The sequence below is a fragment of the Haladaptatus paucihalophilus DX253 genome, from assembly GCF_000376445.1.
Taxonomy (GTDB): domain Archaea; phylum Halobacteriota; class Halobacteria; order Halobacteriales; family Haladaptataceae; genus Haladaptatus; species Haladaptatus paucihalophilus.
This window is the reverse complement of the sequence record NZ_AQXI01000002.1, coordinates 117,361-131,999: the sequence shown is the minus strand read 5'-3', so window position 1 is coordinate 131,999 and position 14,639 is coordinate 117,361. Positions and strand designations below refer to the sequence as shown.

General features: G+C 57.4%; 11 protein-coding genes. All 11 read right to left on the bottom strand.

The genetic code is table 11. The annotated features are described in order from the left end of the window. Window positions 1-239: 239 nt before the first annotated feature. The gene (locus tag B208_RS0116845) at window positions 240-1,475 is read right to left on the bottom strand and encodes an O-antigen ligase family protein (RefSeq protein ID WP_232423847.1); all 1,236 of its coding nucleotides are present in this window, start codon (window positions 1,473-1,475) and stop codon (window positions 240-242) included. A 426-nt stretch (window positions 1,476-1,901) separates the two neighbouring features. Continuing rightward, complete coding sequence (locus B208_RS0116840; RefSeq protein WP_007983296.1) at window positions 1,902-2,564, bottom strand: AIM24 family protein; 663 nt, start codon at window positions 2,562-2,564, stop codon at window positions 1,902-1,904. 163 nt (window positions 2,565-2,727) lie between these two features. Further along, on the bottom strand, window positions 2,728-4,431 hold the full coding sequence (locus B208_RS0116835) for an L-lactate permease (RefSeq protein ID WP_007983294.1): 1,704 nt from the start codon (window positions 4,429-4,431) through the stop codon (window positions 2,728-2,730). A gap of 840 nt (window positions 4,432-5,271) precedes the next feature. Then, window positions 5,272-5,592, bottom strand: a complete 321-nt coding sequence (locus B208_RS0116825) for a hypothetical protein (protein WP_139025546.1) — start codon at window positions 5,590-5,592, stop codon at window positions 5,272-5,274. Window positions 5,593-6,060: 468 nt separating this feature from the next. After that, window positions 6,061-6,645, bottom strand: a complete 585-nt coding sequence (locus tag B208_RS0116820; RefSeq protein WP_007983290.1) for an alpha/beta hydrolase — start codon at window positions 6,643-6,645, stop codon at window positions 6,061-6,063. A gap of 375 nt (window positions 6,646-7,020) precedes the next feature. Beyond that, window positions 7,021-9,258, bottom strand: a complete 2,238-nt coding sequence (locus B208_RS0116810; protein WP_007983288.1) for a TrmB family transcriptional regulator — start codon at window positions 9,256-9,258, stop codon at window positions 7,021-7,023. Between the two features lie 215 nt (window positions 9,259-9,473). Continuing rightward, window positions 9,474-10,124 carry a hypothetical protein gene (locus B208_RS0116805; protein ID WP_007983286.1) on the bottom strand — a complete coding sequence of 217 codons (651 nt, stop codon included), beginning with the start codon at window positions 10,122-10,124 and terminating at the stop codon, window positions 9,474-9,476. Window positions 10,125-10,127: 3 nt separating this feature from the next. After that, entirely contained in the window at window positions 10,128-11,000 is an 873-nt protein-coding gene (locus B208_RS0116800; protein ID WP_007983284.1) for a carbohydrate ABC transporter permease, read from the bottom strand. Beyond that, complete coding sequence (locus tag B208_RS0116795) at window positions 10,993-11,919, bottom strand: carbohydrate ABC transporter permease (protein ID WP_049805662.1); 927 nt, start codon at window positions 11,917-11,919, stop codon at window positions 10,993-10,995. Before B208_RS0116795 ends, B208_RS0116800 begins: the two co-directional genes overlap by 8 nt. 10 nt (window positions 11,920-11,929) lie before the next feature. Further along, window positions 11,930-13,300 carry an extracellular solute-binding protein gene (locus tag B208_RS0116790; protein WP_007983281.1) on the bottom strand — a complete coding sequence of 457 codons (1,371 nt, stop codon included), beginning with the start codon at window positions 13,298-13,300 and terminating at the stop codon, window positions 11,930-11,932. A 98-nt stretch (window positions 13,301-13,398) separates the two neighbouring features. Next, window positions 13,399-14,538, bottom strand: a complete 1,140-nt coding sequence (locus B208_RS0116785) for an ABC transporter ATP-binding protein (protein ID WP_049805661.1) — start codon at window positions 14,536-14,538, stop codon at window positions 13,399-13,401. Between the last annotated feature and the right edge of the window lie 101 nt (window positions 14,539-14,639).

Here is a 14,639-nt window from a genome sequence, read left to right as displayed (position 1 = left end):
GAGACGTATGTCTATTTAATGACTGTCCATCTGAACCCAACACTAATTACTCCGTGAGGTCCAACGTGAAGTAGAAATGGCCATCGCTGGCTCGACTATCCCGGACTTCCCCGACTTCTCGGACTTTTGGATCGCGTTTTTACTTGCGAGCGTTATCTCTCTCTTCATGTGGGCGGCGATCATCAAACTGATTTGAGGTCGGCACCACGAAGCACGGACACGGGAGGAACGAGTCGGTTCTACCGTTCGTATCCGCAGATGAGATACCCGAAGACCAGCATCGCGAGTATCGAGGCGACGGCGTTGTTGAACATCGTGTACACCGCAAACGTTTGGTGAACCGCGAACGCGAGAGCGAACCCGAGCATCGGCACGTCGACAGAGTTCCATCGAACGATGCCCTCGACGATGCTACCGAGGACGATTACGAGATACGCCATCCCACCGACGATGCCGACTTGCAAGAAGATTTGGACGTACGAATTGTGGGGCGAGTACCCGCGGAAGTGCGGGTCGGTGACGAACGGTTCGATAACGGCGTGCGTGTTGACAACTCCGTAGCCGAGGGCGGAGGGTGCGTTTTTGATGGCACGAAGTCCGGCCATCCAAAGCGGTGCTCGCCCGTGTGCATCTATCGGTCCGACCGCGAAGAGGATTGTGAGAAGTAAGACCGCGGATGCTAGCGCGAGCGGAACGACCGTAAACGGAACGCTCCGACGACCGAACAGAACGTACCCGGCGTACACGACGGTGGCCAACGCGAGGGCCAACCACGATGCACGTGCATGCGTCAGGTACGTGGCGAGTCCGTTGAGGAAGAACAGTACGGATGCGAGCGACACAAGGAGGAACCGCCGTTGGAAGACGTTTTCGACGGCAAGCACGAGCGCTGCAAACGCTCCGGAGAAGGTGAGGACGGCGAGGATATTCGGATTGTCGAGCACGGATTGCAGGTAGTGGAACTCCGTCCCGAGCAGCGGAATGGTGGCTGTGGCCTCGAAGAGTTGGGGCTGGAACCACCAGAGGTCGTACGACCCGATAACGTAGACGGGGAGCCCTATCACGACGAAAAACCCAGCGACGAGTGACAGACCCCAGAAGAAGACGTTCCGCGAGACGTACCTCGGAATGAAGAAGACGTTTACCCCGAATAGCAACGCCATATAGACGACGAACGACGCTTTCGTCGAACCGGCGGCCATCGAGTTGACGTGGAAAAAGAACACCCCGAGCATGAGGACGTACGCGGCCACGTATACCGCTCGACTTCGGAGGAACGCTACGAAATCGTACCCGATGAACGGATAGACTGCGTACAGAAGGAAGACCAGCACGACGTGGAGGGTGCGTCCGTCGCCCGGGATGTACAGGTTGTGCTGCCGGAGGAGGATGAAGGTCAGAAGTATCAACAGAGACGCCTGTGCGACGTGTATCCACAGTCCACTATCGGTCCGATAGTACGTGTGCGCGAGCAACAAAAGGGGTGTAACATAGAGAAAGAGAAGGTCGAGATGAAACGAACCAAACCATTCTGGGGAATTCTGCGCTCTGTAAAGAACCCCGGTGAAAAGAAGTGGAATCAGGATGAGCTGAACGAGGGCGAACGGACGGAACTCACTCGTAAACGGGTTCAAAAATGAACGAGTAGAAGCGTTCTGATTGTCTTGTAAATTCATGGGAGCCATTCCGCGTTAGCTAAAATAGGTTTAGTACCATAGCATAAAAAGGATATTTATTTTTCCTTTTTAATAAAGTATATTGTATTTATGGATTTGAGCGTGTTTTTTGATCTGTGGATCGAGCCGGAGGGTCCGAAGGTCCCGCGCATCAACCGGACAAGAGAGCGGAAAACGAGATATCGTGATCAGGGAGCGATCGTAGCTAATGACCGAACGAGGCCGTCACTGTTCGGGGTGTACTTCCTCGTACGGTTGGATGATGACGAATCCGCCTTCGTTGGCGAACTGAAGTTGGTACGACTCCCCGGAGGAGCGGCCGATGAAGCTCTTGAGGTTCAAATCCCGCTTCGAACTCGGAGAGACGTTGCTACTCCACGCGACCGTCGCACTGGGGTCGGTACTGACCGGCGTCGGGACGACGAGCGGTTTGCCGTGCGTGGTAATCGCGATATAGCCCGGACCCGAGAGATAGACGTTGAACAGACCGCCGGAGGTCGCTCCGGCGATGCTGCTCATCATCTTGATGTCCCAACTGACGCTGTCCTCGAACGCCAGCACGTCGTTTCCGTTGACGCTGATCTCGTCGTCGGCGTCCAGTTCGAGCAGTTGGACCTCTTTGCCTTGGTCGGCCAGATAGAGATGGCCGGTTCCCGTCGCCTTCATCATCACCGCTCCCTCGCCGGTGGCTTTCTGTTTCAGCATTCCTTTCAGTCCACCGGCGGACTTCTGTTCGAACGAAATTTCGCCGGTGTAGCCGACCATCGACCCCGCTCGTGCCATGACGCTACCGTCCACCGAAACATCGAGCAGCTTCGAACTTTCCAGTTCGAACGTGTTTTGCGTCTCGTTCGGTGCGTAGGAGGTTACAAATTCGTCGAGATTCATCGATTGATACCCAAACGAAGTATCTAATCACATTCGTTTGTAGTTACCGTCCGAAATTTGACCACGTTGTGAAACGAATTCACTATGTGGAACGAAGTCACTCGAACCATCGTCGTTTCCTCACACCTATCCGGCGATGCGAAGCGAAAAAAGTTCGGCGGCTTCAGAAGACGCCCGGGAAAATCACGTAGACGAACAGCATCGTCAGGATTCCCGTCATGCCCGCATAGTACGTCAACGGAAGGAGTTCGAGTCGGATGACCCGTCCTTCCTGTCCGACGAGGCCGACCACCGCGAGCGCGGCGACCACGTTGTGAATCGCGATGAGGTTCCCTATCGCACCACCGACGGCCTGTGCACCGACGAGGATGGTACGCGAGACGGCGAGGTTCTCGGCGACGTTGTACTGGAACGTTCCAAACAGGATGTCGCTCACCGTGTTCGAACCGGCGAGGAACGCGCCGAACGCACCGACGAGCGACGCGAAGAACGGGTAGACGCCGCCCGCGACGTTCGCCGTCGCGTCCGAGAGGATGACCAGCATGCTGTCGATATTGGCGGCCTTGCCCGACTGGATCATGATCTGAACCGTCGCCACCGCGAACAGCAACGCGATGACCGCGGGGGTGACGTTCTCGGCCGTTTCGACCCACGAATCCTTTATCTGGCGTCCGTTCATGCCGTGTAGCGGAATGGTGAGCAGGTGAACGAATACGAAGACCGCCCCCGGGAGGTAGAGCAGTGCGAAGTCGTTATCGAGGCCAGTACCGAGGATGTTTGTCCACTTGAGGACGAGCGTACTCGTCAGGAAGTCCGTGAGGGGAGTCCAAACGCGGGTGAGAACGAGCAGCGCCGCCAGCAGCGCGTACGGCGTCCACGCCTTCCAAAGGGGCATCTGTTTCGTCACGACGCCACCGTCGGCGGCGACCGGAGTGTCACTCGGGGACGTCTCACCGGGTTCGATATCGCCGACCCAGTGTTCCGGCCAGAGTTCCTGCGGTGCGAAATCCCACTCTTCGTCGGGGTGGAAGAACCCGGCTTTCAGCGTACCGACGGTGAACACCATGCCGCTCATCGCGCCGATGAGGCCGGGGAACGTCGGTCCGAGGAAGTACGCGGTCAACCAGTACGGAACCGCGAAGGTGAACCACGCGAACAGGGTGAGTGGAAGCACTTCGAGCGCGGGTTTGATGGAACGTTCTTCGCCGAAAAACCGCGTCATCATGGCGACGCCGATAAACGGCAGTAGCATACCGACGATAACGTGGAACGACGCGGCCCACACGCCGATTTGGGCGACCCAACCAGGTACCGTCGTTCCCGCGGGCGTCGCCACGTTCGCCGTCGAGAACGTGTCCTGCAACCCGATGATGAGCGGCGTCCCCACCGCGCCGAAGGTGATGGCCATCAGGTTTCCGGTGAGCGCGACCACGACCGCCGCGAGCGGTGGAAACCCGAGCCCGACCAAGAGCGGACCGACGACGGCCGCCGGCGTTCCGAAACCAGCGGCGGCCTCGATGAACGACCCCATCAGGAAGACGAGCAGGACCACCTGAACGCGTCGGTCCTCGCTGATGGAGGTGAACCCGGCGTTGATAGTGTCGAAAGCGCCGGTCTGTTTCAGGGTGTACAACAGGAGAATCGCACCGAAAACGATCCAGAGGATGTTCGTCGCGGTGATGAAGCCGTTGATGGTCGCGGCCGCGACCCACGACGGCGTCATCTGCCAACTCGTGACTCCGACGACGACGGCGGATAACCATGCTATCGGCATCGCCCGAGTCGCTGGCCAGTACCGGCCGATCATGAGGTAGGCGATGACCGCCAGCGGCAGGACTGCGAGAACTATTTTGAGGGCACTCACCATCGCGACTCACCACTTAGCTTCGTCTTCGTTAACTGGGGTCGTCGTTCCTGGGCGCTCCTTTCCGCCGGTCTGTTTATCGATACGGCGTCCGAACTCGGACGGTATCGTCGCTGCCGTGTCATCGCTACTCTCCGTTGGTCGGTACCACCTGTCATGGACCTACGGTACACAGTGTAGAATATATAATTAACGAATTTTCTAATAATATTAATATAATATATCGGGGACGAGTCGGATGCCGTGAGGACGATTCCGGAGGTGTCCGTCGAAGCCGATACCGGGGACAATCGGCCGCCGAACGACGTTTCGTCCGTGGTGGCGATGTAGCTCAAAAACCGAGCCATTGCACGGTCGCAACGGAATCCTCCGGTCTCGTATGCCAAACCAGGACTAAAGGCGAAGATTCTTCGACGACCGATATCCCTCATCATCTATCGTTGCTCATTCGTCAGACATATTTCAATGAAATTCGAAAATGTATTTATCGATGCTGCCAGTACAGATGGAATATGTCTTACGATAACCCATCAACGAACGCTATCGGGCAGCCCATCTGCGGACGCACTGACGAAGACTCGAACCGGCCGTGTCAGTGCGTCGTCCCGTTTCCGGGGAGGCCCTGTCCCCATCATCGGGAATAAGCGTTGCACTGTCCGCTCATAGCATTACTGGACGATTCGAACTCGATGAGAAGTCTATGAGTTCGTCATTTTCGATCGACCCCTCGAAATCACACCGAAGCTCACTCTGCTAGATTGGGGACAGAATCGACAGTTACTGCGATGGTAGACGGAACGTCGGGGACGCTTCCAAGCCGACCCAAGTGAAAGGGAAAGTCGATCACAATTCTCGGACGACTATTTCTCCATCCCGACTGATGGTAACGTTCAGACTACCGACCCAGAAGGAGGATTTCCACTTTTGGCGTCGATTGAGCATCGAAAAGTGGTCCTCAATATCGTGACGGCAACGCTGATGAACGAGCGATTTTGCTTCGTCTCGAGAATCATCGGTGACGAATGCGATGATGTCGATGAGACACTCGGTAAGTGGCGTCTCACCGTTCATATCGTATTCGAACCGATATTCGTGGACGAACATCTGTTTATCTATGGAATCGTCCACCGTCGATTCAGCGTTGATTGAAGCAGCGTTGGACATGACTACACACTTCGTCTGTACAATAATAAGTATGTGGCACATACTACCAAGAAAGTATCAATTGAAATATTGTGAACGACGGTGAACGTGGTGACGGTTTCGGGGGACGCCGACCTCACGGTCCCAAAGACATCAATTACAGCGATCGTCCTCCCTTTCCTCGTCCCTATCCTCCGACCCGTCCGTCGAGTCGTCAGTGTCGGATTCGTCCGCCGTGATTTGATAGAGGATTTCGTCCCGGGTGTATCATCTTTGGAGTGCCCTACGCCGACTACACCGGTGTCCCGACGAACGATGCCAACGGGGGAAGCCCGAAAGCGAATGCACGGGCCGCGGCGGACTCCTGGCCGATAGTCCTCGACTATCTTGAGAATGGACTGAGGTAAGTGACATTTCATCCGGTAACGATGGTTCAAAGCACGGGCGTGGGTCGAGACGAACAGAGCACCGAACTGGTTGACAGCCGGGCTACGCAGTCGCAGTACCCGATTTGCTCAGCCACGGAACGAGGATATCCGCTAGCCGTCGATGGGCGACGTCGTACGAGATGGTCGCTCGTGAGTCCCCTCGCTGACCGCGATACGAACCGAATTCGGTGTGGTTCATTCCGGCGATTTCGCGGACCGTCGCGTTCTGCGGGAGGAGATTTCTACTCTCACGGTAGGCCTCCCGGTCCAAAACGGTATCCCTGCTGCCGGTGACGCTCAGTACGTCTATCGGACGTTCGCTCACGTTGGTATCGCAATACGACGCGAACTGCACCAGTCCTCGGACGTCGTGTGAGCTCGCATATCGACAAGCGGCAACGCCCCCGAGCGAATGTCCGCCGACGAACCACGTCCGAATCCTGGGATACCGAGACCTGACTTCCCCCGCAGCGCCCACATCGAGGAGGGCGACGTTGAACGGCATTTTCGGGACGAAGACCGTCACGTTGGAACGTCGCACCAGCGGTGCGAGAGAGGCATAATAGGCATCCGGTGCAACGCGCGCGCCGGGATAGAAAACGAGTCCGACGGTCGATGTCCCGTTCGTGGGAGAAAGAACTGTCACACCATCTGTTTTCGAAATCGAGACGTGTGGGTCGTTTTGCTGCCGACTGCACCGAGGCCGATGTCCCGTGATGTGGAAGCGAGAAGTACACCGCGACACCACCGACGACGATGAGGATGACGGCCAGAAGGATACCGACACCCACCTTCCATCGGCGGTTGGTCAACCGTCGCAGTCCGCTCTCGACCATTGTACCATAGAATGAACGTGAGCGAGGGGAGTAAGTATTCGGCTTCAGGAACCGACGACCGATACGTCGAAGTTCACGAATCGAATTCCGTGTCGGCGTGAAACGGTCAGTCTCGTCGGGTATGGTTGCTTCCGCTCGATATGGCCCGTAGATGTCGAGCGTGGCCTTCGGTCGATGCGGGGCTATTAAGCCTCGAAGAGGGTATCGTATTGGTCGAGGAGATGACGGATGGATTCCTCGGTCGGCGGAACTCCCTCGCGCATGAAACACCCCGCGACCGTATTCGCGAGGATGAGTGACGTCCCGTCGGACAGCCCCTCCGCATGGCCGAGCGTCAGCCCCGTATCGAAGTGGGCATCGGAGTTCGTGACCTGTTCGGGGGCCGGTCTGGGTGCTCGCGCGGTCACGATACCGGATTCTCGGGCGAGTGCCGCCTCGAGAAGCGTGTGGACCACGAATTTGGAAACACCGATTTCGTTACGGAGGGTCATGGCCGTGTTCGAAAGCGAACTGTCCGTCCCCTCCTCGTCGAGGACCGTGAGGAGACGCTTTGCTTGTGTCCGGTTCGTCGTAACCGTCACGGGAACGACGTCGTCGAGAGCGCGGAGGGACTGGAGCCCGTTTTTGACGAGGTTCGGTGACATCTGCTGAATGTCCGCGGGTGAGATGACGACCGAGTTCGGTGGGTTTTCGAGGAGCGGCCAGATTTCGTCCCGAAACCCATCCCAAACGGACGGAAGCGACGGGATGTTCGACCATGACCCGAAACCGAGGACGGTCGTCCCATCGACGGACTCCGCGAGCGTCTCGATACCGATCTCCTCGACCACCGTGTCCCAATCCACTTGGTCGAAGTTCGGCTCGCGGAGGATGAGCTTCCCGTCTTCGAACAGAATGTAATCGGCGAAGGTCGGCTCGCCTGCACTGAGGACATCGTGGGTGGAGAACACGTCTTCGAACACGGGATGTGTCGGGTCGCCGAACGTACCAAAGACGGTGAGGTCGTACCCGAAGTCGTCGAAAACTTGCCCGAGATGGACCGTATGCCCACCGGGAATCGTTTCGGTGGGGACCCATTCGATGACTGGGACGCTGTCGCTCGCTTCGAATTCGATGAGTAGTTCCTTCAAGTCGCCGAACTTTCGCATCGATTCGTAATCACGGGACCCGTTCCGTTCCTCGATGAATTCACGCATCCGATCGACGAACGCATCCATTCCGAGTGCGATTCGACCGTCGCCGAACTCCTCGGGAATCTCTTCTCGACAGCGCAGGAGGTGACGTTCCGTTTCGTCGTCGATGGTGGCGGGATGGTCCTTTCCGCTTTTTTCCCAAACGGTGAGACGACGTGCTTGGTAGTCTTCGTACGTCGCTTTCCACCCCCCGACGGTAACAACGTCGGACGTGCCGGAATCGTACTCCCGGTCGAGTTCGACTTTGAGCGTCGCTCTGATATCGAATTCGGTGAAATAATACCCGGCGACCGTTCCACGCTTCGTCACCGCTTCACCGGTTCTGGTATCGTAGCCCTCGAATTCCACCTCGAAGGACTCGAGCGCCCGTTCCCGTGTCACGCGTTTGAGGTCGGAAAGACAGTCCTTGAGTCGGATGTATTCCTTCGGAAACGTGGGCCAATCGGGGTCGTCCGTCGGGTTCACCGGGCGAGCGAGCGGCCAGATAGAATCGGAGAGGAATCTATCAAAAAGGAATCCGAGCTCGGGATTCGTGATGTAGAACCCCTGCATTTCGGACGTCATCTTCCGTTTCGAGCCGTGAGTCCAGTAGAACGCACGTTCCCGATCCACGCTCACCATGAGCGGTTCGTTGGAGGTGACTCCGTGAATGTCGTCCGCGAGGGCCGAGACTGATTCGTCGAGGTAGATATCGTCGCCGTCGACATCGTCTTCGGTCAGGTCGGAAACGATGAGGCGAGAATGGACGTCGGCGGGCAGAGCCGTCAGGTCGTCTCGAAGCGTGTCCAGGTGTTTCCGCGGGAGAAGGAGAAAGAGGCTATCCTCCGCCGATTCGATCACCTTTCGTATGTATTTCTTGATGGTCGGTTCGCTCTTGAACAGCGCGACACCGCCTTCGACTTCCTCTACCGCTTCGTGTAGTTCGTCGAGTCGCTCTTCCGTTCGCGTAATCTGTTGCTTGATGGGCGAGAGCGCTTCGGACGGGTCGATGGCGTAGGCTTTCCGCGGATAGTCGTCGATGACTTCGACGAATCCCTCGTTCCGAAGGTCGCTGACGGTGTCGTACACTCGCTGTTTCGGGACGCCGCTCGACTCCGATATTTCCGTCATCGACTGCTTTCCGCCGCGGATAAGAGCGAGGTACACACTGGCCTCGTACTGAGACATCCCGATGTTCTCCTCGAGCGTCTCCTGGAGAACCGTGTCTTCCGCCTCGACCTGATCGTCCATGCGTCTACAATATTACCACATCCTAAAGGCAGTTTCGAGATGCATCACACACTGAAATTTTTTCAAATAAAATTTTATAATATAATATATTTATTTCCCGCTACGTCACGTAAATCGCTAGAATATCACACAAGCACGCGATAATCCCCTCACCAGCGCACGTCTCGTCCCAGTCGATACGATACCGAACGGAGAGAGGACAATAGATGGCGTACTCACACGGCCGCCAGTGCCGAAGCCCGCCCGTTTTCGTCCGCGCGCGTGTCGAACTCGTCGGTGACGATGACGTGCAACGAGAAGGCGATTCCAGCGAACAGGAGGGGGAACGCGACCATGAGCAACGCGGTCACGACGAGGGTGACGACCGTGAGAAGCGCCATCGAGAGCACGGCAGTCGGGTGGGAAGCGACCCACCGAATCCCGTAGCGAAGCGCACTCACCGGAGAGACGCCCCTCGCCATCGCACTGAACGTTGGAACCAGCACCAACGCGGAATACATCGCGACGTACCCGGCGATGAGCGCGATGATTTCGCCGAGCAGCATGCCCCGCGAGAGCGCCGGGATTCCGTAGAGGACCGAGATACCGCCGAAGACCACCGGGACGCCGCTGAAGACGACGCTCGCAACGCCGTTCCGTCGGAGAACCGAGCCCAAGCGCGAGACATCCACCGCGTTCCGCTCCGACCGCAGGTCCTGAACGGCCGCATACGCGAGCAGCGTCGCGGGTCCGACCGTGATGAGCGGAAGCGAGCAAACGACCCACGCGACGCTCAGGACGACCAATCGAAGTGCGTTGCCGTAGACGAAGCTCGGCACCGCCGTGAGCGCGCTTCGAAACGCGATTTGGTCCGTCGTTTCGGCCATGTGTTATCCCGTCCCCGCTTGCATCTGGACGCTCGAAATGAGTTTGTCCTGGAACAGGAGGAAGACGATGAACAACGGCATCGAGGCGAGCGCGAGCGACGTCATGATGAGGTTCGGCGAGAGCGCGTTCACCGAGCGGAGCGTGACGACGCCGATGGGGAGCGTGAAGAGCGCATCGTCGTTCAGGACGATGAGCGGCCAGAGGAACTGGTTCCAACTCCAGATGAACACGAACAGCCCCAGCGCGGTCAGGATGGGCGTCGATAGCGGGAGTATCATGTGCGTGTAGATACGCACCGACGAGAATCCATCGAGACGCGCCGCTTCCTCCAGTTCCTTCGGGATATCGCGGAAGAACTGCACGAGCAGGAACACGCCGAGCGGTCCGGCCGCGAACGGCAGGATGATGGCCCAGTACGAGTTGATGAGCCCGAGGTCGTTGATCAACGTGTAGAGCGGAATGATGTTCACGTATCCGGGAATCATGAAGCTGGCCATGATGACACCCAGCACGATGCTCCGCCCGGGCCACTCCAAACGCGTAATCGAGTAGGCGATCATCGAGTCGACGACCAGCACGATGAACGTCGTAATCGAGGAGATCAACAGCGTGTTGAACGCCCACTGGTAGATGATGGGCTCTTCGATGAGGTATCGCTTCCAAATCGCGAACGTGATCTCCGGCGGGACGAGGTGGAATCCACCCTGCGAGATGAACTTCATCGGCGTCACCGATAGCTGGAACATCCGCCAGTACGGGATGAAGAACAAGGCGGCCAACCCGTACATGACGACGTACAACCCGATCCGATAGAGCCGTTCGCTGTCGAAATATTCGGCCTGTGATTCGTCGACGGTGGTATCTGTATTACTCATTGTTCGTCCCCACGATGACGTAGTTCAGAATCGAGACGCCGACCAGGATAGCCAACAGCGTGTATCCCACCGCTGCGCCGAAGCCGAGGTCGCGCGTTTCGAATCCGAGTTGATAGAGGTACAAGACGAGAGTTTGTGTATTTCCGGCCGGACCGCCCTTGGTCATGATGTACGGCTGGCCGAAGATCTGGAACTGGAAGATCGTCGATGCGACCAACACGAACAGGACGGCGTTTTTCATGTGCGGAAGCGTGATGTCCCAGAACATACGCCACGGCCCGGCGCCGTCGAGACGTGCCGCTTCGTACAGTCGAGAGGGCACGTTCTGTCGCGCCGCGAGCAACACGGCGAAGTAGAACCCCGATTGCCACCAGACCGTCGTGACGACGATGACGGGCATCGCCCAGAACTTCGAGTTCAGCGGCGACCCGTCGAACAGCCAGCCGAGTAACAACGTGCCGATGCCGTTCTGTGCGAACATCTGGAGCCAGATGATGCCGACGACCGAAACGGTGAGCACGTACGGGCTGAAGTAGATGAACTGGAGGATTCGGCTCCCCTTCAGTTCCTTGTTCAGCCCCAGTGCGAGCACCATGCTCACGACGAGGATGAGCGGAACGGTCATCGCGACGAACTGAATGGTGTTCCAGAACGCGTTCCAGAACATCGGGTCGTTCAACAAGCGAGCGTAGTTCGCCGCCCCGACGAACGTCGACTGCGACGGGTCGAGGAAGTTCCACTCGAAGAGGCTCATGTAGAGCCCCTTCAACAGTGGATACAGCAGAAAGACACTGAACAACAGCAAGTACGGGGCCGCAAACAGGAGCCCAGCGAGCAGTTGGCGTGTCGACTGACTTCCGACCTGCTCTCGGATAGACCCGAATCGCCCCGCGGTTGTAGATGTATCGACGTTACTCATGATGAACCACCTACTGCCGATCTAAGGCTTGCTGGAGCGAGGTCGCGCTGTTTTTCACACCCTTCTTCACGGACGTATTGTGAAGATACATGTCGATGAAGGGGCCCCAGAACTTGTCGCTATTGATGTGAATTCCGGTCCGTGGCTGGTACCGAACCTGTTTGTCCTTCACCATCTCGTACATGGTCGAGATGGTATCGAACTCCGTCCAGAGCTTCGTGTTCTTGACTTCCTTCGACGTCGCCACGGATTTCGCGGCCGGGAGGTGACCGCCAGCGGACGCCCACAGGGTGTTGTTTTGGGTGGCGAATTCCGCGAACTCGACGGCCGCTTTCTTCTCTTCTTCGGTGTGATTCGAGTTCGTCGGGAAGTACAACGAATTCGACTCGGCCCATGCGACATTGTCGCCCTCTCCGGGGAACATGAACGGCTTCTTGAACGTAAAGGAGAGGTCGGACGGAATCTCGCCGTTCTCGTTCTCGAAGTTGTTGATCGACCACGTTCCGGCGATGAACATGCCGAGTTTGCCCGAGACGAAATCCTCCACGCGCGCGGATTCGCTCTGGAACTTCTGGGAGTCCCAGCCGAGTTTCCCGGTGATGTCGTTCATGAGCTGGGCCGTTTGCATCCCTTTCTCGTTGTCGAATGCGACTTTGTAGTCCCCCGGCTCACCGGTGAGGACGTTACCGCCCGCTTGCGTGAGGGCGATGATGTATGCGCGGTACGCCGCCTGTCCCGCTTTCCAGTTGATGAACGAGAAGGGACGAGCGTCGGTCTTCTTCTTGATGGTGTTCGCAGCGTTCGAGAACGAATCCCAGTCGGAAAAGTCCGGGTCGACACCCGCTTTCTCGAGGACTTTGTCGTTCGTGTACAGCCCCTTGCCGTGAACGTCGATGGGAAGGGCGTATGTGTTCCCGTCTATCTTGGTGTTCTCGCGTGCGATATCGAAGTACGCGCTCTTCGACTTCGACGAGAGGTAGTCGTCGATGGGGTCCGTGATCGGTTTGAGATGCCGACCGTACGAGGCGTAGTAACTGGCGATGTGCGGTGCATTCCCGGAGTTAACGGCGGTAAACAGCTTGTTGAGGAAGCTTCCGAACGGAACGCTTTGCGCGTTGATGTGGATACCGTTGTCCTTTTTGTTGAATTCGTTGACCAGCTCCGTCATCTCCTTTTTTTCCTGCGCCCCGAAGTACATCCAGTAATCCACGTTGACATCACCGGATTTCCCCGAGTTATCCGAATCCGACCCGCCACCGCCGGTGAGTCCGCTACACCCCGCGAGGGCGGTCGTCAACACCGCACCACCCGTACCGATAGCGTGGCGGCGAGAGATTCGGTTTCCGTTCGATTCGGTCGTGTTGGCGTCGTTCTGCGTCATTGTATCGATTTCCGTTTTCGGTTCGTAGTCGAGTGTTCGTCACACGGTTCTGCAGAGACCACCCGCTACCGGGGGTGGAGTCCTGTCGATCATCTCGCTCATGCAGGTGCCGACGAGTCGGTTCGTTCTTGAAGCGGCCGCTCACGGAGCAATAGATTCTCACCGGTGCGTCTATCGAACACGTGGATGTGTTCCGCAGGTAGGTCGAGAGCGACCGTCGTTCCGCTGTCGTACCGGACGTTTCCGTCGACGCGGACCGTCCATTCGTCGTCCCCTTTCGAGAGGTACAGGTAGTTGTCGCTCCCTTCGTGTTCGAGGACGTCGAGTCGCGCTCGAATCGGGGCCGACTGGTCCGCCGTCGCTTCGATGTGTTCGGGGCGAATGCCGAGGACGAACTCGTCGCTCGTCCCGTTCTCGCGGATCTGTTGTGCCCACTCCGATGAGATGTCGTACTCGAAGCTCGGGGCGGCGAGCGTCGTTCCCTGGAGTGAAACGTCGAAGAAGTTCATCGACGGAGAGCCGATGAAATCCGCGACGAATCGGTTCGTCGGTCTCGCGTACACTTCCTCGGGCGTTCCGACCTGCTGAATCGTTCCATCTCGGAGAATCACGATGCGGTCGGACATCGTCATCGCCTCCGTCTGGTCGTGGGTAACGTAGACGGACGTGGTTTCGAGTTCGTTCTGAATCCGCTGAAGCTCCGTTCGCATGTGGAGTCGCAGTTTCGCATCGAGATTCGACAGCGGTTCGTCGAAGAGGAACACTTCGGGCTGCCGGACGATTGCTCGTCCGGTCGCGACGCGCTGTTGTTGTCCTCCGGAGAGATTGTTAGGCTTCTTCTCGAGGTGCTCCTCGATGCCCATCATCTCCGCCGTCTCCTCGACGCGGCGGCGGATTTCGTCGCTACCGAGGTCGGTCGTCAACTTGAGACCGTAGGACATGTTCTTCCGCACGCTCATGTGCGGGTACAGCGCGTAATTCTGGAAGACCATCGCGACGCCTCGATGCTGCGGCGGGACGTCGTTGATGACCGTCTCACCGATCCGAATACTGCCGCCGGTGATGTCCTCCAACCCGGCGATCATTCTGAGCAGCGTCGACTTTCCCGATCCAGATGGTCCGACGATGGTCAGAAATTCTCCATCGCTCACCTCGAGACTGACATCGTCGACAGCGGTGACCGTCCCCGTGTCACCGTCGTATTCTTTCCGCACCTGATGTATCGATATGCTACCCATTAACATCATTGTCTTTCACCCTACTACTTGAACGTTTCTTAACTACAGTGATTAATCTTTAATTTAGATTTGTTGACATAGCGGCGACTGGTCGAAAAAGA